This window comes from Engelhardtia mirabilis (genome assembly GCF_007748095.1).
Taxonomy (GTDB): Bacteria; Planctomycetota; UBA1135; order UBA1135.
In genome coordinates this window covers 3,129,082-3,150,297 of sequence record NZ_CP036287.1, presented here as the reverse complement: position 1 = coordinate 3,150,297, position 21,216 = coordinate 3,129,082, and the positions used below count along the sequence as shown (strand labels likewise).

The following is a 21,216-nucleotide window of genomic DNA, read 5'->3' as shown; positions in this document are numbered from 1 at the left end:
GCGACGCGTGCGGCGTGACTAACGCCGCCGACCCGCGCGACCGCGGCGGCGGTTGCGGGCGCGAGTCCTGCGGATGTCGGCGCCGCGACTGCGGAGCGGTGCCGCAGGGGCGCCACCGTCGACCGAATCGATAGCCGGGAAGCCCAGGTGGCGTCGATCATCCTCGTCGAGGCGCGCGCCGAGTCTCTCGGTCAGATCCCGTCGCAGACCAGCGAGGGCCGCACGCGCCTCGGCCGAGGCCCGGCGCTCGCGATCGACTTGCTGCTCGATCCATGCGACCCGCGGCCGCAGGGACTCACGCTCGCGGTTGGCCAGACCGAGTTCGGCGGCGAGTAGGTCTCGTTCTTGGCGCAGGGCCGCGTGAGCCTCGACCTGAGATCGCAGCTGCTGCTCCACGGCTGCCAGGCGACGGTGGTCGAAGGTCTCTGACTGCTCGCGCTGGGCCGCGATGACCGTCTCCAGGTGCTCGGCCCGCTCGCGCAGGGCATCGCGGTCGCGATCGATCTCGGCCAAGCGCACGCCAAAGCGCACGGCCGCGCCCTCGTGTTCGGCGACCACCCGATTGCGCTCGTCCAGCGCGCGATCAAGGTCTGCGACCATGCGACCGAGATCGGCCTCGATCTGGTCCCGGTGGGTCCTTACGGCATCACGGTCGGCGAGGATCTCGTCCCGTTCGACGCGCGCGGCGTGCAGGTCGGCCAGGATCCGATCGCGCTCCTCCAGGAGCTCATCCCGATGGGCGAGCACCGCGTCCCGGTCGCGCAAGACCGCATCGCGGTCTTGCAGCACGCGCTCGCGGTCGCCCGAGACCTCTTCGAGACTGGCGCGAATCGCTTCGCGGTCGGCGATCACGGCCTCGAGCTCCGTCTGGGTCGACAGGCGGTTGCGTTCGAGTCGCTGGGCCGTGTCGTCCATCTTCGCGAGCTCGGACTCCAGGTGCTCCACGTGGGCCGCCACGGCCTTGCGGTCACTGAGCTCCTCCTCGCGCAGGCTCGAGACCTCGCGCGTCACCTCGAGTTGGCTCTCGTAGTCGCTTCGCAGGCGCGAGACCAACTCGCGGTGTGCGTCGAGCTCGCCGCGCAGCTCCTCCACCATCTCCGTGAAGCGCCGGCGCTCCTCGCGCCAGCGGCCCTTGGCGCGGTCGAAGCCGAGCAGGTCCGGGAGGAAGCGGTTGAGAGCCTCGAACAGCGCCGGCGACTCCTGCTCGGGGCCGAAGATGCCCTCGACATCGGGCAGGCCGGCTCCGTCGACGGCCGCCACCAGCGCATGGCGGTAGACGGGCGCGCGGTTGTCGGTGCTGTAGAGGTGTGCGTTGTAGAACTCGTACAGGCGCGGGGCGAAGCGCTGAAGGTCCGGATCGGCCTCCATGTAGATCTCGAGGCACATCAGCGACAGCCAACGCTGGAGGTTGCCCTGACCGATGGTGAGCACTTCGGCCCCGCGCTCGGTCATCCACTGCGTCGCCCTGCGCCGGCTGGGGAGCCCGTGCTGATGGTGTTCTTCCAGGTAGCGATGGACTAGATCGAGCTTGTCCTCGAGGAACGTGCCCAGGTCGCGCTCGGCCTGGGCGATCCGGCTCCCGGCCCAGGGCCCGATCAGCACCACGTGGGCGCGGCTGGTTCGCAGACACTCCGCGACGAAGGCCTCACGCTCGGCGGGCGGGACGTGCTCCAGGGTGTCGAAGGCGCACACCAGGTCGAAGCTCCCGGAGGCGAAGGGCAGCTGGGCGCCGCTGCCCAGCACCAGGTCGCGGGCGCCGTCGATGCCCTCGCGGTCCACCGCGAAGACCCGGTCGGTGGGCAGGAAGCGCCGCAGCAGGCCGGTGCGGCCTCCGACGTCGAGCACCCGCAAGGGGCGTCCTTCGGCGCGCATGCGCTCCGCCAGGTCCGCTACCAAGCGGTAGCGCTGGTACTGGTCGATCGGCAGGCGCTTGAGCGAGGTCACGACTGAGACTCCAGTTCGCAAACCTCCCCACCCGCCAGCTCGCGCCGCACGCGCCAGTCCGACTCGAGCGTCACCATGCCGTGCTGGCGGTGCAGCTCGTCGACGACCTGGAACACGACCACGCGCTCGCGGTGGTCGATGGCCACCGGCGTGGGGTGCCCGTGGTCGTAGAGGAAGGTGCTGATGTAGTACTCGCCCTGCAAGAGCGGCAGCGAGCCGACGATCATCTCGACTGTCCCCGTCTCGCCCGGCTCGAGGCCCGTGAGTTGGATCGGCTGGGCGCGCCACTCGTGGTTCGAGCCGTTCACGTAGGTCCCGTCGGAGCGGTAGATCCCGACCCCGAAAACCGGCTCACGCACCGCGCCCTGCACCCGGTAGCGGGTCTGGACGGTGAACTGCTCACCCGACGAGAAGACCCGCGCGGCCTGTCCGCCCGGCCCGATCAGCTCGACCGATTCGACGGCGATCTCGCCGCTGCCCCACTGGGGATAGTCGCCGCCGGCGCGGGCTGCGAAGGACAGGCCGTCGTTGCCGCGCATCTTCACGCGCTTCAAGTAGGCGTCGGCCACGCGCTCGGCAGGCCCCTGCTCGACGACGCGTCCCTCGTGCACGAGGACCACGTGCTCGCACATCTGCTTGACCGCGCCGAGGTCGTGCGAAACGAACAGGGTGGTCCCGCCACCCTCGGCGAACTCGTTCAGGCGCCGCATGCACTTGCCGCGGAAGTGTTCGTCGCCCACCGACAGGGCCTCGTCCACCAGCAGGATGTCGGGCTCGACACAGGTCGCCACGGCGAAACCCAGGCGCACGTACATGCCCGAGCTGTAGTCCTTGACCGGGCGGTGGATGAAGTCGCCGAGCTCCGAGAACTCGACGATCTGGGGCGTCTTCTCGGCGATCTCGTCGGGCAGCATGCCGAGGATCGAGCAGGCCAGGCCGATGTTCTCGATCCCTGAGAACTCCGGATGGAAGCCGGCGCCGAGCTCGATCAGTGAGGTCACACGGCCGTTGACCTGGACACTGCCGGTGGTCGGCGAGCTGACCCCCGAGAGCAGCTTGAGCAGGGTGCTCTTACCTGCGCCGTTCTCGCCGATCACGCCGACGGTGGCGCCCTTGCGAACGTCCAGATAGACCTCGCGCAGGGCCCAGAATTCGCGGTAGCGAGGCCCGCCGATGTGCAGCGAGTCCAGCAACCGGTGCATCGGCTTCTGGTAGAGGCGATAGCACTTGGAGACCCCGTCGGCGACGATCGCTTGCTCGCTGCCCGAGCGGGATGCCGCCGCGGCGGACGAGGCGTTGGCCGGGACGGCGCTGCTGGTTTCACTCATGGCCATGGCGCTCCGACTACAAAAGGTCCGGGAAGGACTTCCGGTTGTCGCGGAAGACCGCGCCGCCGACCACCAGCATGAGCACCGTCGCCAGGACGAAACGGAACACCAGGTCCCACTGCGGCCACAACTGGAAGACCAGCACGCGCTGCCAGGAGTCGATCAACCAATGCATCGGGTTGATCTCGAGGATCCAGCCCAGGGGCAGCATGAAGCTCCCGAATCCGCCTCCCAAGCTCTGGTAGGAGTCCCTGACCATCTTGGCCGGGTAGAAGATCGGCGTGGCGAACATCCAGACCGTCGTGGCCACACCGATGATGTGGTAGACGTCGCGCACCATCGCGTTGAGGGCCGACAGAAGGTAGGTCAGGCCGATCGTGAAGGCCGCCTGGAGAACCAGCAGCAGCGGCACCGCGAGCAGCTCGAGCCCGGGGCGGCGATCGCTGAAGACGATCACGCCGAAGAGCACGATCGGCATGCCGATCAGCATGTTGACGATCGACGAAATCGTCAGGTACGGCGGCAGGATCTCGGAAGGGAAGACGACCTTCTTGATCAGGTTGGCGTTCTCCACCAGCGAGTTCGTCCCGCGGCTCATGGTCTCGGCGAAGGCCGCCCAGGCCAGGATCCCGGCCAGCATCACCAGTGCGGTCTCGCCCGGGCTGCCGTCGCCGGGATAGGTCGGGTCCGACCCCGGATCGCCCCAGCGGGCCTTGAGCACCAGCCGGAAGACGAACATGTAGACGAACAGGTTCACCACCGGAAAGATCACCGACCAGAAGAACCCCATGGCCGAGCCCACGTAGCGCGACTTGAGGTCGCGCACGACGAAGTCGCGCAGCAACGCTCGGTTGCGCAGGACGGATCGGAGGAGGCTCAACACGGTTCGAGGGGACGCTGGGGGGTTGTCGGAGACTGACGGCTGGTCGGAGTCTGACGGAACAACGGACGCTTGCGGAGCGAGAGCTGCGGCCGCCGCAACCTCAGAGAACCAGCTTCCCGAGGGCCGATTCGACCAACCCGACCGCGAGCTCGGCGGTCCGGTTGGCGTGGTCGAGGATCGGATTGACTTCGGTCAGCTCGAGCGAGACCAGTCGCCCGCTGTCGGCGACGTTCTCGAGCACCAGGTGCGACTCGCGGAAGTTCGTGCCACCGGGCACGCGCGTCCCGGTGCCCGGCGCGATCGAGACGTCGCAACCATCCACGTCGAAGGAGACGTGGAAGCCGTCGGTGCCGTCGTTGGCGATCTCGAGGGCCTCCTCCATCACGCGCTGCATGCCCATCATGTCGATCTCACGCATGGTGTAGATGCGGATCCCGACCTTGCGGATCATCTCCTTCTCCCGCGCATCCAACTCGTGCACGCCGATCAGCACGCAGTTGGACACGTCCAGCATCGGCGCGGCGCCGGCCAGCTCGGTCAGGCTGCGGTGGCCGAAGCCCAGGCACGCCGCCAGGGGCATGCCGTGCACGTTGCCCGAGGGCGAGGTCTCGGGAGTGTTCATGTCGCCGTGGGCGTCGAACCAGATCAGTCCGACCTTCTGGCCCCGGCGGCGGAAATTGCGCGCGACCCCGGAGATCGTCCCGCAGGCCACGGCGTGGTCGCCGCCGATCACCAGCGGGAAGCGCCCGCGGGTCAAGGTCTCGTCGACGCGGTCGCGCAGGGCCTCGCAGTGCAGGGCGATCTCCCGGATGAAGCGCGCGCTGGGCTCCGGCGGATCGCCGCTGGCGGGGACGGCGACGGGCACGTCACCGAGGTCTTCGAAGTCCAGGTCGAGGGCCCGGATACGTCGCTCCAAGCCTGCCATGCGGACGGCGGTCGGGCCCAGGGAAGCACCCTGGACGGCCCCCCCCAGATCCAGGGGGGCGCCGATCAGGCTCACCTTGCGGTCGAGGATCACGTGAGGTTCGGGGGGGCTGTTTGAGGAGGACGGGCCAGGGGTCGGACCCGGCGCAGGCGGCTCAGGTGCGACGCCGCAGCAGAGCGGGGACGCCACGACCGGCACCGAGGGCCCGCGCCGCGTCGCCGTTGCGTACGGCAGCCTCCAGCAGGCCGTAGGAATCTACCAGAGCGAGGGCCTGGCCCCGCGCCACGTCGGCGTAGGTCCCGGCGACCGGCAGGCATTGCCCGGCGATCTCGAGCTCCCACTCGCGGTGTTCGTCGCCCAGCAGACTGCCGGGAAGGTTGGTGATGAGGTTCCCGAAGCGATCGACCGAGACCACCTCGCCCCTGTAGGACTCGGGCTTGTCGGAGACCCGCTCGGGACTCGGCGCCGCTGCCCGGGACCAGTCCAGGACGGGTCGACCCAAGTCGCTGACCGCCTGGCCGTCGACCAGCAGGGCCGCCGCGGGGCTGAAGACGTCGCGGCCGTGGAAGGTGGCGCTGCAGGTCGCGAGGCCGACCCGCTCCACGTCCACGGCGACCACCTCCCGGTCCGCTGCGCCGTCCAGGAGCCTGGCCAGGAGGCCGTTGTCCGGCGCCAGGAAGAAGTGCTCTCCGATGCGCGCAGCCAGGATCGCTCGTCCGGAGCCCACGCCTGGGTCGACCACCGCCACGTGCACGGTCCCCGGCGGGAACCAGCGGAAGGCTGCGTCCAGGTGGAACGAGGCGATCGTGACCTCCTGGGCCGGAACCTCGTGGGTCAGGTCCACCACGGCCCGCAGCCGCTTGGCGTAGGTCCACAGGACGCCGTGCATGACGCCCACGTAGGTGTCCACCTGACCGAAGTCGGTCAGCATGGTCACGATTCCTGAGCGGGCGGTGGTCATCGTTGGGCAGTGTCGGGATGTCGGGGCCGAGCCCCGGAATGCTGGATCGGACCGCCGTGCCCGAACGGAACGGGGGACGGCCCGTGCTCAATAGGTGCGCGCCGCGAGGGCACCCAGGTACGCGCCTTGCAGGACGGGGTCCGCCGAGGTTCGACGCCGGGCCAGGTTCTCCACCTCGCCGACGCCGCCCAACTCGCCCAAGACGAAGCCGATGCGACGCAGGTCGGCGGCGCTGACCCGCGGCGGCGGAGACTTCAGCTCTTCGTATAGGGCCTGAATGCCTTGGAAGTCCGCCAGCAGGTGGCCGGCGAGGACGCTGCGATGGAAGTCGCGGGTCCAGACCCCGGCCCGCACCAGCCGCAGGCCAAGGCCGTCTCGACCGAGGACCAGGGCCCGCGCCAGTTCGAGGTCCAGGGCCGCGTTCCCGTCGCTGGGGAACATCTCGCGCAGCCGGATCAAGTCGCCCTGATCCGCGTAGCCGGCCAGCGCCCGAACGATGCGCGGCTGGAGGCTGGGAGCCTCGCGCCGCTCCAGGGCCTCGCGCAGAATCGGGCGCGCCGAGAGCCGCCCCTGCTCCGCCAAGGCGACGGCGACCTCGATCGAGAGGGGCGACTCGGCGAAGACCAAAGCCTGCTCGAGCAGCCGTTGCACGCGCCCGTCCTCGGCGACCTCGACCAGGGCCCGGGCCAGGAAGGGCCGATCCTCGTTGGTCTGGTCGGCGATGATCGATTCGGCGATGTCGAGGGCCAAGAGCTCGCCCAGGGCGATGCGCGCCGCCAGAGCCGTCGCGCGCACGTCGGGGTCCTTGTCGCGTTCGAGGCGCACCAACTCGCTGATCCAGCTCCGGTCGCCCGAGCGCCCCATGGCCACGGCCACCAACTGCCGACGGGCCGGCACGTCCGAGGCCAAGAGGGGCGCGAGAGTGTCCCAGCCCCGCGGATCGCCGGCGACCAAGAGCAATGCCGCCGCCCGCACGCGCAGGGAGGTCACGCCGGTGGCCCGGTCGTAGATGTCGATCAGCTCGGGCGAACCGCCGCGGCGCTCGAGGGCGAGCACCAGCTCTTGCCACTGTTCGGGGCTCGACGGCGTCCAGATGCCGTTGCGCACGAGCAGGTTGAACTCGGCCGGAAGCGCCTCCAAGCAGGCCTCGTAGACCGCCAGGCTCGGTTCCTCGATCAACATCGCCACGAGGTGGTCGCGGATCGACGGCCAGCGGCCCGACGCAGCGGCCGGCAGCAGCACGCTGTCGAGGAAGACCTTGTCCTCTTCGAGCGCAGCGATGCGTGCCGCGCGCCAGGTGCGCCCGTCGACCAGGCCGTAACGCTTCGCCGCCTCCCAGCGCAGCGACAGGAGCAGGCTCGCCGGCGCCGACGGAACGCTCTCTTCCGGCTTGCGGACGAAGACGATCAGGTCGCTGACCAACCTTCCGAGCGGGCCGCGCCCGAGGGCGATCGGCTCGATCTGGGCGTTGGCGCGGTCGTCGTCGGTCCGCATCAAGGCCAGCACCACGGCCCCGCGGACTTCGTTGCGCGGATCGGCCAGCAGTCGCAACAGCAGGTCGACCGGCGGCAGGCTCAGCTCGCCCAGGGCCAGGATCGCGGCCAACTGCTCGAAACCCGAGCCCGCCTGGGCCGTGCCCTCGAGGAGGCCGAGTTGATCCACGGCGTCGGTAGCACCCAGGGCGTAGAGCGCCGCGGAACGCTCGAACTCGTCGCCGAAGCCGGCCTGGAGCTCCTCGATGGCCTTGCGGGCCGTCGAGCGGGTGAAGGCCAGGGTTCGGTCACGGGCGATGGCCACTTCCCAGGCCGCCTCGGCCTCGGCCATGCGCTCCGCGGCCGCTTGCTGCTGCCGTGCCATCGCCGCGGCGCGCGCCTCGAGCTCCGCGGCGACGGCCGCCGCGTCCGCCGCTGCCTGGGCTTCCGCTGCAGCCCGTGCTTGCGCCGCTGCGGTCGCTCGGGCCTCTGCCTTGGCTGCCGCGGCCTGGGCTTGCGCGTCGATTTGGGGCGTAGGCTCTTCTCCCGCGCCATCCTGTTGGGCTCCGCCCTGCTCGGGCTCCGCGCCGCCAGCTGGCTCGGCGCCGGTCCCCGGCGGATTCTGGGGTCGCGGGCGACCGCCCGCCCGGGGCGGCTTCTCACCGGCGGGGCCGGCCTGCGGCGTCTGACCCTGCGGCTGCGAGTTCTGTTGCGTCTGGCCCGCTTGTGTGACGGCTCCTGCCCCCAGAACCGTGCTGACCGGCTGGACCGCTCTCGCCGGAACAACGGCGACAGCGACGCTGGCCCAGGCGGCCAGGGCGATGACGACGACCGAGCGCTGGATGGTGTGGATGCGGATCATTGCTCTCGGTCCTGTCGCGCGGGCCCGATGACGCGGCACGGGGCCTCGCTCGGGCACAGGGGCCGCTCGGCCCGTGGGATCGTCGGTGCGGCGCAAAGGATCACGGTCGGCTCCGGCCTCAGACGGGCTCCCCCAACAGGCCGACCAGCTCGTCGCGCTTCGCGTCGCGCAGCTCGGCGGTGCGGGCCTCGAGGTTCAGGCGCAAGAGCGGCTCGGTGTTCGATGCGCGCACGTTGAACCACCACCAGTCGGCGTCGGCCAGGTCGCCGAACTCGACGGTGATCCCGTCCAACTCGTCCTGGCGCCCGCTCGCGTAGCGCTGCTTGATCTGAGCGATGGCCTCGTCCTTGTCCGGCACGCGGAAGTTGATCTCGCCCGTCGAGTGGTAGCGCCGCAGGTCGGCCACCAGCTCGCTCATGGGCCGATCGCGGTTCTCCGGCGCATCGAGCACGGTCAGCGCGGTGACCATCGCGATCACGCCCGAGTCGGTGGTGAAGTTGTCCGCGAAGTAGAAGTGCCCGGAGAGCTCGCCGCCGAAGACCGCGCCTTTCGCCCGCATCGTGGCCTTGATGAACGAATGCCCCACGCGCTCGCGAATGGGCTCGCCGCCCGCCGCCGCGATCTCCTCCTTGACGACCCAGGACGAACGCAGGTCGTAGAGGATCGGCGCGGGGCCGCGCTGCTTCAGGAAGTGCCGGGCGATCAGGGCCGTCATCAGGTCGGCGCTGATGGTGCGACCCGCCTCGTCCACGAAGCAGCAGCGGTCCGCGTCGCCGTCGAAGGACACACCCAGCCGCGCCCCGTGCTCGCGCACCACCTTGGCCACGTACTCGAGGTTCTCCTCGATCAGCGGGTTGGCCTCGTGCACCGGGAAGTTGCCGTCCGGCTCCATCAGGATCGAGTGGGCCTCCACCAGGGGCAGGCGCTCGAGGATCTTCGGCAGGGTGTGCCCGGCCATGCCGTTGGCCGCGTCGATGGCCAGGACGACCTTCGTCTGCAAGTGAGCGAAGCTCGCTACGTGGTCGGCGTAGGCATCCAGCAGCTCGATGTGCTCCTCGGTGCCGCGCTCCCCCAGCGGCCCGGGGTAGGGCTCGGCGCACATGCGCTCGAGTTCCATGATGCCTGTGTCGCCGGAGATCGGCACGGCGCCCGGACCGCACAGCTTCATGCCGTTGTACTGGCCCGGGTTGTGGCTGGCGGTCACGACCAGGCCCCCGTCGCAGTCCAAGGAGCCGATCCCGAAGTAGGTCATCGGCGTCGACGCGAGCCCCAGGCGCAGCACGTCGCAGCCGGCGTCGCGCATGCCCTCGGAGACGGCGTCGGCCAGCTCGGGCGAGTGGGTCCGCATGTCCTGGCCGACGACCAGTCGCTTCGCTCCGCGTAGACGGACGAAGGCGTGGCCGATCTTGCGGCCCATGTCTGCGTCCAGCTCGGAGCCGTAGACGCCGCGGATGTCGTAGGCCTTGAAGATACCCATCGTGAATCGAACTCGGATCGGGGAGAGGGTCGGTGGGAGAGGGGCGCGCAGATCAGCCGAAGATCGACTGCGCGGCTCGGATCGCGCGCTCGACGTCGGCGCTGGCGAGGTCCATGTGGGTCACGAAGCGCAGGGTCCCGGCGCCCAGTGCCATCACGCGCACGCCGTGGGAGCCGAACCGGTCGGCCACCTCGACTGCGGAGAGCTCGGGGTGATCCACGCGCACGAGCACGATGTTGGTCTCGACCTCGGAGACCGGCGAGCTGAGGCCGTCGATGGCGTCGAAGCCCGCGGCCAGCTGGGCCGCCAGGGCGTGGTCCTCGGCCAGACGCTCCACGTTCTGCTCGAGGGCCATGAGCCCCGCCGCGGCGATGATTCCGGCCTGGCGCATCCAGCCGCCCAGGCGCTTGCGTTGCCAGCGCGCGCCCTCGATGAAGTCTTCGTCGCCGGCCACGAGGGACCCGACCGGTGCGCCCAAGCCCTTGGAGAGGCAGATCGAGACCGAATCGAAGGTCTGGGCCCAGCGCGCGGCCGAGATCCCCGAAGCCACCACCGCGTTGGCCAGGCGCGCCCCGTCCAAGTGCACCCGCACACCCTTGTCGCGGGCGCCGAGGGCCGCGCCCTCGAGGGCCTCGAGGGGCTGGACCCGGCCGCCGGTGCCCATGTGGGTCTGCTCAAGGCACAAGAGTCCGGTGCGCGGACAGTGCACGAAGTCGGGCCGGATCAGGGCCTCGACAGCGGTGCGGGCCAGGGAGCCGTGGTCGTCACCGATCGGCGTCACGGCCTGGACCCCGTGGTTCGCGCCCAGTCCCCCAGCCTCCCAGCGCAGGATGTGGGCCTCGCTCTCGAGGATCACTTCGTCCCCGGGCCGGGTCCAGACGCCCACGGCGATCTGGTTGGCCATCGTCCCCGAGGGCACGAAGAGGGCGTGGGCCTTGCCCAGGAACTGCGCCCCGGCTTCCTCGAGCCGGCGGACCGTCGGGTCGCCGTCGAGCACGTCGTCGCCCACCTCCGCCTTGGCCATGGCAGCGCGCATGGCATCGGAGGGGCGGGTGACGGTGTCGGAGCGGAAGTCGGATAGTTCGGCCGCCATAGGGGCGTCAGGGTACGCCACGCCCCGGACCGGGCCAACGGCGGGGCCCCCCTCGTGACCGGGCGCGAACGATCCGGGGCTCGGCCGGAGAGGGTCCCGGCTCCGGGTTGGCGCCGAACGCGGGGCAGCCGCCGCGATCTCGGCCTCAATCCCGGGGGGGATACGGCTCGGCGCGGCGGGGCCAGCCGCCCGCTCAAGTCCCTTCGACGGGGCGACGAAGAGCCGCCAGTGGCTCGAACCCTGCTCGTGACCGGATCCAGTGGGCTGATCGGTTCCCAGGCCGTGCGGCACTTCGCCGCCCGCGGCTGGCGGACGGTCGGCGTGGACAACCACATGCGCGCCCAGTTCTTCGGCAGCGGCGGCGACCCGCGCTGGAATCTGGAGCGCCTGGTGACCGAGGTGCCGGACTTCGACCACCGCGAGCTCGACGTGCGCGACCGACGGGGCCTGGCCGACCTGGTCCGCGAGCTGAAGCCCGCTGCGATCGTCCACTGCGCCGCACAGCCCTCTCACGATTTGGCGGCGAGCCGCCCCTTCGACGACTTCGAGGTCAACGCCCTCGGGACCCTCAATCTGCTCGAGGCTGCCCGCGCCGGGGCGCCGGGCAGTCCCTTCGTGTTCCTCTCGACCAACAAGGTCTACGGCGACGCCCCCAACGAGTACCCGCTGGTCGAGCAGCCGCGCCGCTTCGAGTTCGCCCGGGCCGAGGACTTCCAGGGCATCGACGAGACCTGCCGCATCGACCGCTCGACCCACAGCCTGTTCGGGGCCTCCAAGGCCTCGGCCGACCTGTTGGTCCAGGAGTACGGCCGCTACTTCGGGATGCCGACCGTGTGCTTCCGCGGCGGCTGCTTGACCGGTCCCGCCCACAGCGGCGTCGAGCTGCACGGATTCCTCTCGTGGCTGGTCGACACCGCGGTCTCGGGTCGCACCTACACCGTGATCGGCCACGGCGGCAAGCAGGTCCGCGACCAGATCCACAGCCACGACGTCTGCACCGCGATCGAGGCCTTCATCGAGGCGCCGCGCAGCGCCGAGGTCTACAACCTCGGCGGCGGCCGCGAGAGCAACGGATCAGTGCTCGAATGCCTGGACCTGCTCGCGGACCTGCTGGGGCGCGAGGTCCCCCACCGCTTCGAGCGGCGCGCCAGGGTCGGCGACCACGTCTGCTACATCAGCGACACCCGTCGCTTTCGCTCCCACTACCCCCACTGGACACTCTCGCGGCGACTGCCCGAGATCCTCGCCGAGATGGTCGACCAGGCCGGCGAGAGGAGTCGGGCCGCATGAGGACCATCCGCGTCGCCTTCCGCGACTTCTGGGCCGGCTTCGAGCCGGACCACTTCTTCCAGCGCCATCCGGAAGTGCTGCGCCACTGGCGCTACGAGCTCTCCGACCGGCCGGACCTGGTGATCTACTCCAGCTTCCCGGGCGGCGAGAAGCTGATGACCCAGCACGCCATCGACGACGATGCCGTGCGGCTGTACTACACCGCCGAGAACGTCGCGCCCGACCTGTCGCGCTGCGACTTCGCCATCGGCTTCGATCGCGACCTGACCGATCCGCGCTTCCTGCGGCTGCCCAACTACGTCGGCACCCAGTCGCAGATCGGCTTCATGCCCGACGCCCTGGTCGGGCGGGCCGACCGCGACCTGGAAGCGGCCATGGCCCTCAAGCAGGGAGCCTGCATCTTCGTCCAGGGCAACCATGTGCCCTGGCGTGAGGCATTCGTGAAGAAGCTGTCCGAAGCGATGCGGGTCGATTGCGCCGGGCCGGTGCTGAACAACACCGGCTTCACGATCAGCCGCAAGGACAAGTACGGCCTGTACCGCCGCTACAAGTTCGCGATCACCTTCGAGAACGAGCGGTCGCGCGGTTACGTCACCGAGAAGATCAACGATGCCCTCTTGACCGACGTGGTCCCGATCTACGCCGGCGACCCGACCGTGGCCGAGGACTTCGACCCCGGGTGCTTCCTGAACCTCGACTCGTTTCCGGACGAGGACGCGTTGATCGAGGAGATCCTGCGTTTGAACGAGGACGACGAGGCCTACGCGCAGATGCTGCGCGCGCCGGCCTACGCCCAGGACCGCATGAGTCCCTGGGTCGATCCGGAGCGCCAGCTCGAGTTCTTCGACCGAGTGATGGGCGCCGCTGCGCGTGGTCAACGCTGGTCCTGGATGGGCAGCCGTCCCGACGGCGCCCCGGTCGGCGACAGCTTGCAGTTGGCACTCGGCCCCCGCGTACACCTGGAGCCCGACGAGTTCCACGTCTCGTCCGACCCCCTCGACCAGCCCGATGTGGTCGCGGACGAGGTGGCCCTGGTGCCCCTCGCCGAGGGCTCGATCGATCGCTTGCGGGTGCCTGGCCTGGTGCTCCAGTGGAGCCCCGACGAGGCCGTCGCGGCCCTCTCCCGTTGGCGCGAGAAGATCGCGCCGGGCGGGCGCCTGGAGCTCGCCGTCGGCGACTGGGACGTCTGCCGCAAGCTCGCGGACTGGGCTCCGCGCGAGGCCTTCTCGACGCTCTTCGCCCACGGCTCGCGCCGCGCGCCGCGCTGGGGCTGGACCGCGGACGAGTTGAACGCCGCCCTCGCGGGGGCAGGCTTCGAGCACCGCGACGTGCGTCCGTTCGGCCGCCACCTGCGGGCCCGCGCGGCCGGGCGGCCCGGTTGCCTGGTCGACCCGCCGACGGCGGTCGACCTCGTCATCGCCTGGCCTCGCTTCGACCAGCGCGAGCTGGTTCCGACCCTGGCGGCCTTCGCGGCCTGCTCCACCGAGGGTCTACGCTTGGCCCTGCGCTACGACCCGGCCCTCGACGGACCGCTCGAGGCCTGCGTCGATCGGCTCGAGCTGGCCCTGAGGTCGATCCGGACCGCCGCGGCCATCGACCTGGTGGTGCTCAGTGACCCCATCGACGACCTGTGCCCCTTCGACCTGGGCGCGCGCACGGCGGCGGTGATGGCGGGGCCGGAGACCCACTCGGACCGTATGCGCTTCCTCACGGCCCTGGGACACGCAGTCGTCGGCCCGGACGAGTTGTCCGAGCGTCTCGACGGCCGCGTGAATCGCCGCGCCGGCTGACGCCTCACCTCAGGCGCGTCCGTCGGGGAGCTCGAACTGGCGCCCGTTGAGCCAGATTCCGTCTCCGGCCGTGAGTTGCCCGGCGGAACTGGTCCACAGCTCGTAGAGGTTGAACAGGCCGAACCCGGCCTCGCGCAGGAAGCGATCCACGTCGCCGAACAGGGGCGTGCCCTCGTAGAGCGGCGCGAACTGCACCTCGGCCAGGACCACACCCACCTGGGACAGGCGCTCACCCAGACCGGTCAGTGCTTCGATCTCGAAGCCCTGCAGGTCGAGCTTGAGCAGGTCGATCGCCTGGGGCACCAGCTCGTCCAGGCGCCGCGCGGGAACGCTGATCGTCTCGACCGTCGCGACCTTGGCACCTTGCAGGGTCTGCTTGAAGCTCGATGGGGCGAGGGCCGAGGAGGAAACCGAGTTGGCGGTGACGTGGAACTCGAGCTGGCCGGTGCGCGCGGCGAGGGCCGCTGCGTGGACCGTCACCCGCCGATCGCCCGCATAGCGTCGGGCCAACTCACGGGCCAAGGTCGGCTGGGCCTCGACCGCATGCACCCGCGCGCGGGGCCAGCGCGCGAGGACTTCGTCGACCACTGCCCCACGGTTGGCGCCGCCGTCGACCACGAGGGGGTCGTCGCGATCGACCAGGGCGACCAGGTCGTCGAAGCGATCGCGATGCACGTCGCAGCCGGCGAGACCGGGGGCGTGGGGCGCGCGTCGGCCGGACGGGGCGTTCGCGACAGCGGCGTCGCGAGCTGCCCCGGCCGAGGGTCGGACCGTTTGGGTCGCCGTGGAACTGGCTTGCGGTTGCGCAGCGCCGGCGGGCACGTTCGTCCGCGCCTTGCCCGACGACTCGGCCAGTTCCAGCACCCCGGCCAACTCGGGCTCCAGGTCCAACCGCCCCAGGGGTCCACGCCCGAACTGGATCAGCCCCCAACCGCGCAGAGGGTGGAAGCTCGAGGTGCGTTCGGTGTAGGCCGGGTAGTAGAGGCGATGGCGCCAGCCCGGGGCCAGGCTCTCACGCACGTAGTCCCAGGAGCACACGTGCTGCTCGTACTGGTCGAAGCCGAACTCGGGGTGCCCGGGCACCAGGAAGTCGTCGATCAGCACGAAGCCCTGCTGGAAGCGCTCGCCGATGAAGGCCAGCTCCTCGCGCAGGGGCCAATCGAAGCCGTAGCCATGGGCGTCGAGCCAGAACAACGTCGGCCGCTCGAACAGCTCGCTCCCGATCGTGGCCAGATGCCCCAGGAACTCCTGCGAGGTCTGCCTGTTGATCGCGACCTGGGGCTGGTCCGCGACGTGGTGCCGCGCGACCTCGAAGGATGCTGGGTCGGGTTCGCAGGACAGGCAGCGCAGGGACGGGAAGGTCCGCGCGACATAGCCGAGGGTGGTGCCCAGGTTGGTGCCCGTCTCCACGAAGACCTCGCTGCGCGCCGCGAGCCAGGCCACCAGCCGCAGCAGGTAGGCGTCGCCGTGGAAGCCGACCGCACCCGGCTGGGCGCCGCGGATCGGATCGGGTGCTGCTGTACGCTCGTCCTGGGGCATTGGCGCAAGCTAGCAGGGCCGGCGCGCCGGTCCGAGGATGCAGCCCACGGCCTGCGCCAAAACAGGGCCGCAACCGCAGCAGGGCGCGGATCGATCTACGGGGGCGAGCCTCCGTCAGCCGCGGCCTCGCCCGGTCCAGCGGCGGACCCCGGTCCAGCGGCGGACCCCGGTCCAGCGGCGTAGCCCAAGGCCTCGAGCCAGTCTCCACCCGTCGCAACGGTCCCGTATTGCTCGCTGTGGAGCGTGCGCTGGAACAGGGGCGTCCAGAGCGACCAGCGGCGCTCGCTCAGGCTGCCGTGCACGGAGATGTCGGTGCGCAGGACGAACGGCACCACGGCGACCGACTTCGCGGTCCTGTTCAAGCCCGGAAGCTCGACCACGGTACCCGCCGGCAAGCGGGACAGGCCCGATGGCGATGTCGAGCGATCCACCAGGGCCAGCTCCCACGGCAAGGCAGCGCGGCCGTCCACCGCTGGACCGCCCACGGTCTGGGTCACCCACCAACTGACCGCGACCAGCAGGGCAAGGGTCACCAGGACGAGATCCCCCAGCGTGATGGAACGGGTTTGCTTGCGCGGCGCTATCGGATTCATGGACTTGTGTCCTGGATCAGAAATTCGGCGTCACTGCCCGGAGGTCCGATCGATGCTGGCTAGGCGCGCCGACGACGCGTATCCGCTGCGATACTCGGAGGAGGCGCTGGCGACTCCAGCGGCGATCGGAGCCCGGGAAGTGACGCCGAATTTCTGATCCAGGACACTAGACCTCTTCGGGCGGACCGTCGGTTGAACCCGGCCCATGGGACACACAAACGCCTGCCGAGTTCACGCTCGAACACCGGTGTCCAGATCGACCAGCGACGCTCCCGCAGCCGACCACGGCTGTAGATGTCGGTGCGCAGTACGAACGGCGCCACGGCGACGGAGCTGGCAACCAGGGTCGGGTCGGGGCAGACCAAGTGGACCCCCTCGGGCACAGGGGTCGGCATCGTCTGATCCATCAACTCGGGGTTCACCGCTTGGCCCCCCACCACCTGGGTCGTCCACCAAGCCAGGCCGACGAGAGCCGCGAGGGTCACCAGCCCGAAGTCGCGCAGCTTCTTCGGAGTGGGCTGTCCGGTCTCGCGCTTGCGGGGCATGGTCCGAGCCTAGCAAGCCGGGATCCGTTGGGACGTACGGTGCCTGGGACGTACGGTGCCGGGACCCCTTGTCCCGCGCGGAGCGGGGAGGGTGGCCGCCTCTGGCGGCCACCCTCCCCGCTCCGCGCGGGACAAGGGGTCCCGGCACCGTACGTCCCAACGGATCCCCGCGCCGCACCCCCAACAGCCTCGTCTAACCTCTGGCGGTGGAACTCCCGCCCTTGACCGAGAAGATCGTCGCGCTGCTCGATGGCGCGGGCGTCCCCTATCGCTTCGTCGAGCACGACGCGACGCGCACCTCCGAGGAATCGGCCGCGGCGCGGGGCGAGCCGCTCGAGATCGGGGGCAAGTCGCTGTTGTTGAAGGTCGGGCCCCACTTCGCGCTGTGCGTGCTCAGCGCCTCGGCGCGGGTGGATGCCAACGCGGTGCGGAGGCATCTGGGCCAATCCGGGGCGCGCTTCGCCACCCGCGAGGAGTTGCACGAGCTGACCGGCCTCGTGCCGGGCTGCGTGCCGCCCTTCGGTGAGCCGATCCTCGCCCTGCCGTTGCTCCTCGACGAGGGCTTCCTGGCCAACGACCGCATCGCCTTCAACGCCGCGTCGCTACACCACTCGGTCATCATGAACACTGAGGACTGGCTCCGGATCGCCCGGCCGCAACTGGGGCGCTTCGCTCGTCCGTGAAGACTGCTCGCACTCGCGGCTCCGCGCGTGGAGTCGGGCGGCCCTCACACAGCCTGCGCCGATGACCGGCCGAAGCGAACGCCGCTTGCCCTGCATCGCGAACCCCTTCGCCGGGGGCGGTCGTGCCCTCGATGCCTGCGCGCGAATGAACCGGCGCATGCAAGCGTCGGGGTGGAGCCTCGAGAGCCACACCGGCGCGTCGGCGGCGGAGACGCGCCGGTTCGCGCGCGAGCTCGATCTGGGCGACGCATCCGCCGTCGCGGTGGCGGGCGGCGACGAAACGCTGTTCGATGTGGTCAACGGCCTGGCCGAGCGCGGACCGCTGCCGCCGATCGTGGTCGTGCCCGCGGGGTCGGGCAACTCGGTGGCGGCCGTGGCCGAGCTGCTGCGACCGCGCCTCATTGGGGCTGGCGCTCGCCTCGACGGCGCGTCCGTGGACTCGGACCTCTTGGCCTGCATCACCGTCACTCGGCACGCGGGGCGCGGGATGCGGATCGCCCCCGCGGCCCTGCTCGACGACGGCGAGCTGGACCTGACCGTCATCCGGCGCGGATCGCGGCTGCGCTTGGCGGCGGTGCTCCAGGGCGTCTTCGACGGCAGCCACGTGGAGAACCCCCTGGTGGCCAGCCGTCGCTTGGTCCACTGCAGCGTGGACCTGGAGGGGAACGGCGGCCTGGTGGTCGACGGCGAGCTGCTCTCGGCCCGCCGCTGCGACCTGCGGGTGGATCCGCGCGCCGCGCGGCTGCTGGCCCGAGGCGCGCGGGGGTAGCATGCAGCCCGCGTCGAATCGGTCGGCGCCCAACGAGGAAGATCGACAATGCTCCTGAAGGCCACGTTCGCCAAGTTCCTGCTCGCGTCCGCGGGCGCCGTCCTGGTCACCACTGCGGGTCTCCAGGGGGACGCGGTCGAGACCATCAGGGAGTCCGACACCAAGGTCGACTTCCCCGTGGTCCGCCGGGCCCTGGGTCCGACCCTGGAGCAACCGGGCGGGGTCCAGCACATCACCGGCGTGGCGGTGCGCGACAAGACCGTCTTCAGCGTCAACGTCTACGCCTACGGGTTGTACGTGGATCCGTGGGCGGTCCAGGAGCAGCTCGGCGCCTTCACCGACCGCACGGCGAAGCAGCTCGGCAAGGACGAGGAGTTCTACGCCGCGCTGATGTCCGACAAGATCGAGAAGACCCTGCGGATCGTGTTCGTTCGCAACGTGGACGCCGAGGACGTGGTCGAGGCCTTCGACGGCAGCCTGGCGCCGCGCATCGCCAAGGCCCGCGACGAGATGGAACTGCCCGACGCCACCGCCGAGCTGGAGACGTTCAAGGGCCTGTTCGACATCGACAAGCTTCGCAAGGGGGCCGAGCTGGTCTTCAGCTGGACCAAGGGCGGCGTGCTGCGCACGACCATCGACGGCGAGCTGCAGCCGGAACTGCGCTCGCCGGGGCTGTGCTGGGCGCTGTTCGACGTGTACCTGGGCAGCGACCCGATCGAGGAGGCCGGTCGCAAGAAGATGGCGTCGCGAATCCCGTCGATCCTGACGGTGAAGCTCCCGCCGAAGCCGGTCGCGGAGCCCGGCGGCGGAGCCGAGTCCGGGCGCTGACGGCGCTCAGCAGCGCGGTCCGCTGTTTGGTCCGAGCCCCGGTCCGAAGCATGGCCCGAACCACCGTCCGGGCCCTCGCGGTTGGCCCGTGCCCGCGAGGAGTCGACCCGTCGCTCGTGGCCCGAGCCCCCGCGGCGACGTAGGATTCGGCCCCGCCCCCTCCTCGATGCCCGCCTCGCCCCCCAGCCCCGACGACTCGAAAGCAACGGGTCCGGCCTCGCCCGACGACTCCCGCCCGATCTTCTGGCTGACGGCGGGAGCGGTACTGCTGACGGTCGTGGTGCGCGGCCTGGTGGCCTGGTCGCGGCTCGACGAGGTCGAACTCGAGCGCTACAGCGCGACTTTCGCCTGGGCCCTCTTGAACGGGGTCGAGCTGAATCCCGAGCGCCTGCCGATCATCGCCCACCTGAGAGGCAGCGTGGTCTTCGGCCTCCTGCTGGTGCCCCTGCTCGCCGTTGGCGGTCCGACTCTGGTCATGGTCAAGACCCTGGCGGTGGGCTTCTCCGGGCTTTCTGCCGGGCTAGTCGCCTATCTATCGGGACGCCACCTGGGGCTCTTGGCCGGGATCACCGCCGCGCTGCTCTTGGCGTTCGGCCCCCCGGCTTTCCAGATGGTCGACGTGCTGGCCCTGGGCAGCCACGCCGACACGATCCCCTTCGTGCTCGCGCCCCTGGCGGTGATCCTGGCCGGTCGGCCGGGCACGCCCCTTTCGACCAAGGCCCACCTGGCCCTGGGTTTGCTCATCGGGGCCGGCCTGTTCTTCTCGATGCAGGTCTGGGTCGCAGCGCCGGCCGTGGCCGCCGCCTGGTGGTGCCGCGATCGTCGCTTCCTTCTGAACTGGCGCCTGGCCTTGGCCGCCCTGACCGCCGCACCGCTGATCGCCCTGATCCCCGTGGTGACTCGCTCGGCGACGGTGGTCAACAAGCCCATGGCCTCGCGCTTCGAGGACGGCGGCCCGCTGGCCATGGCAGGCAAGCTGGCCGAGGCTGTGACCGTCGACCTGCCGGGCTCGTGGCTCTACGTCCAGTTCGGCGCGAGCTGGGCCGGCTGGCTCCTGACCCTGGCCTGCGCCGCCGCGGGGCTCTACGCCCTGATCGGCTTCCCCTGGTCGAAGTTGCTCCCCCGCCGGCCCCACCCGAGCACGGACCAGGCCCTGGTCCTGTACTCGCTGCTGCACGTGGCGGCGCTTCTGGGGGCCTACTCCATCACCGACTTCCGGGTGAACATCGACGCCTGGTTGGACGGCATGGGGAGCCGCTACTTCTTCCCGATCCTGCCGGCGCTCTTGTTCCTGGTGGCGAACCTCGTGCGCTCCCTGCCGCGCGCCGCCGCGATCGGCACGACCTGTGTGCTCAGCGTCGGTGGCATCGCCGGCGTGGCGCCCTTGATCCACCTGGGCGTGGGCAGCTCCCAGCCGCCGATCCTGGCCACCGAATTCGGGCTCTTCCTCGACCACCTGGCCTACTCGGAGCCGGACGACCTGGACCGCCGCCTGGCCCTCGTCGATCGCGTCGACCCGGATTGGGCCGAGGTGCGACCGATGATGCATATCGAGACGTTCGCACCGCCGGAACGGGTCACGCCGGCGAGCCTGCCCAAGCTCCTGGCGCACGTCGCGCGCCACAGCCCCGAGGTCGCCGAGTTCGAGCTGTGCGTGATCGGGTTCTACGGCACGCAAGGCGCGGCCGAGAACGGACCGAGCGCTGCCATGAAGGACGTCGGCAAGCGCATCTCCGACTTCCTCGTCAGCAGCGTCGAGCTGATGGAGCCCCGTGACGCGATCTGGTTCCTGCGCGGCGCCGGCCGCCAGTTGACGCAGCAGCAGGGCGCCTACCTCAAACGACTGGAGGTCGGTCGTCCCGACCTCGACGCCGCCCTGGCAGCGCGCGCCGGATTCGAGTTCGTGACCAAGCTGCCGGCGCCGATGCGGATGTCGATCGTGGAGGGCATGGGCTGCCAACTGGGCCGCCGGGCGACACCCTACGAGCGCCTGCTGTTCACGATCCTGGAGTGCAGCGACAGCCTGCCGCCCCAGCTCTACGAGCGCTACTTCGTGGCCTTCGGTTGGGGCGTGCGGACGCGCTTTGTCGAGGCCAGCTTCGATCCCGACGTCCACCTGACGCTCGAGTCGATCCTGCCGGCCAAGGCCCTGGCCCCTTACCGCGTGGGCTTGGCGTGGAAGGGCCCGCTCGACGGCGAGGGCCGCTGAGCACCTGTGGCGGCCGACGTGCCGC

16 protein-coding genes are annotated in these 21,216 nt (G+C 70.5%); 6 read left to right on the top strand and 10 right to left on the bottom strand.

Annotated features, from left to right (window positions below; genetic code table 11):
• Nucleotides 1–18: 18 nt before the first annotated feature.
• The 8 genes from Pla133_RS11485 to Pla133_RS11450 form a co-directional block, all read right to left on the bottom strand.
• Nucleotides 19–1,944 carry a class I SAM-dependent methyltransferase gene (locus Pla133_RS11485; RefSeq protein ID WP_145065295.1) on the bottom strand — a complete coding sequence of 642 codons (1,926 nt, stop codon included), beginning with the start codon at nucleotides 1,942–1,944 and terminating at the stop codon, nucleotides 19–21.
• Entirely contained in the window at nucleotides 1,941–3,272 is a 1,332-nt protein-coding gene (locus Pla133_RS11480) for an ABC transporter ATP-binding protein (protein WP_419192392.1), read from the bottom strand. Before Pla133_RS11480 ends, Pla133_RS11485 begins: the two co-directional genes overlap by 4 nt.
• Before the next feature lie 16 nt (nucleotides 3,273–3,288).
• A complete protein-coding gene (locus Pla133_RS11475; RefSeq protein ID WP_145065291.1) occupies nucleotides 3,289–4,152 on the bottom strand; it encodes an ABC transporter permease in 864 nt (287 codons plus the stop codon).
• 103 nt (nucleotides 4,153–4,255) lie between these two features.
• Nucleotides 4,256–5,173: an arginase gene (rocF, locus tag Pla133_RS11470; RefSeq protein WP_419192391.1), complete on the bottom strand. Its 918-nt coding sequence runs from the start codon at nucleotides 5,171–5,173 to the stop codon at nucleotides 4,256–4,258.
• A gap of 61 nt (nucleotides 5,174–5,234) precedes the next feature.
• The gene (locus Pla133_RS11465; RefSeq protein WP_145065289.1) at nucleotides 5,235–6,041 is read right to left on the bottom strand and encodes an SAM hydrolase/SAM-dependent halogenase family protein; all 807 of its coding nucleotides are present in this window, start codon (nucleotides 6,039–6,041) and stop codon (nucleotides 5,235–5,237) included.
• 87 nt (nucleotides 6,042–6,128) lie between these two features.
• Nucleotides 6,129–8,375, bottom strand: a complete 2,247-nt coding sequence (locus Pla133_RS26200; protein WP_419192390.1) for a hypothetical protein — start codon at nucleotides 8,373–8,375, stop codon at nucleotides 6,129–6,131.
• Nucleotides 8,376–8,493: 118 nt separating this feature from the next.
• The gene (locus tag Pla133_RS11455; protein ID WP_145065287.1) at nucleotides 8,494–9,852 is read right to left on the bottom strand and encodes a phosphomannomutase/phosphoglucomutase; all 1,359 of its coding nucleotides are present in this window, start codon (nucleotides 9,850–9,852) and stop codon (nucleotides 8,494–8,496) included.
• A gap of 52 nt (nucleotides 9,853–9,904) precedes the next feature.
• Nucleotides 9,905–10,945 (bottom strand): threonine aldolase family protein, encoded by a 1,041-nt coding sequence (locus Pla133_RS11450; protein WP_145065285.1) that lies wholly within the window; start codon nucleotides 10,943–10,945, stop codon nucleotides 9,905–9,907.
• 228 nt (nucleotides 10,946–11,173) lie between these two features.
• On the opposite strand from Pla133_RS11450, the gene Pla133_RS11445 reads away from it, so the two are divergent.
• Both Pla133_RS11445 and Pla133_RS11440 read left to right on the top strand, forming a co-directional pair.
• Nucleotides 11,174–12,235 (top strand): NAD-dependent epimerase/dehydratase family protein, encoded by a 1,062-nt coding sequence (locus tag Pla133_RS11445; protein ID WP_419192389.1) that lies wholly within the window; start codon nucleotides 11,174–11,176, stop codon nucleotides 12,233–12,235.
• Entirely contained in the window at nucleotides 12,232–14,025 is a 1,794-nt protein-coding gene (locus Pla133_RS11440; protein WP_145065283.1) for a glycosyltransferase family 10 domain-containing protein, read from the top strand. The genes Pla133_RS11445 and Pla133_RS11440 overlap by 4 nt, the downstream gene beginning before the upstream one ends.
• 9 nt (nucleotides 14,026–14,034) lie before the next feature.
• Here Pla133_RS11440 and Pla133_RS11435 read toward each other — a convergent pair whose 3' ends face one another.
• Together Pla133_RS11435 and Pla133_RS11430 are read right to left on the bottom strand one after the other, a co-directional pair.
• On the bottom strand, nucleotides 14,035–15,564 hold the full coding sequence (locus Pla133_RS11435; RefSeq protein ID WP_145065281.1) for an FkbM family methyltransferase: 1,530 nt from the start codon (nucleotides 15,562–15,564) through the stop codon (nucleotides 14,035–14,037).
• Between the two features lie 95 nt (nucleotides 15,565–15,659).
• A complete protein-coding gene (locus tag Pla133_RS11430; protein ID WP_145065279.1) occupies nucleotides 15,660–16,157 on the bottom strand; it encodes a hypothetical protein in 498 nt (165 codons plus the stop codon).
• Nucleotides 16,158–16,908: 751 nt separating this feature from the next.
• Here Pla133_RS11430 and Pla133_RS11425 point away from each other — a divergent pair.
• The 4 genes from Pla133_RS11425 to Pla133_RS11410 all read left to right on the top strand — a co-directional run bounded on the left by Pla133_RS11425 (nucleotide 16,909) and on the right by Pla133_RS11410 (nucleotide 21,191).
• Nucleotides 16,909–17,385 (top strand): YbaK/EbsC family protein, encoded by a 477-nt coding sequence (locus Pla133_RS11425; RefSeq protein ID WP_419192388.1) that lies wholly within the window; start codon nucleotides 16,909–16,911, stop codon nucleotides 17,383–17,385.
• Between the two features lie 61 nt (nucleotides 17,386–17,446).
• Entirely contained in the window at nucleotides 17,447–18,154 is a 708-nt protein-coding gene (locus Pla133_RS11420; protein WP_145065275.1) for a diacylglycerol/lipid kinase family protein, read from the top strand.
• A gap of 48 nt (nucleotides 18,155–18,202) precedes the next feature.
• Complete coding sequence (locus Pla133_RS11415; RefSeq protein ID WP_145065273.1) at nucleotides 18,203–18,982, top strand: chalcone isomerase family protein; 780 nt, start codon at nucleotides 18,203–18,205, stop codon at nucleotides 18,980–18,982.
• A gap of 166 nt (nucleotides 18,983–19,148) precedes the next feature.
• Entirely contained in the window at nucleotides 19,149–21,191 is a 2,043-nt protein-coding gene (locus tag Pla133_RS11410; protein WP_145065271.1) for a hypothetical protein, read from the top strand.
• The last annotated feature ends 25 nt before the right edge of the window (nucleotides 21,192–21,216 follow it).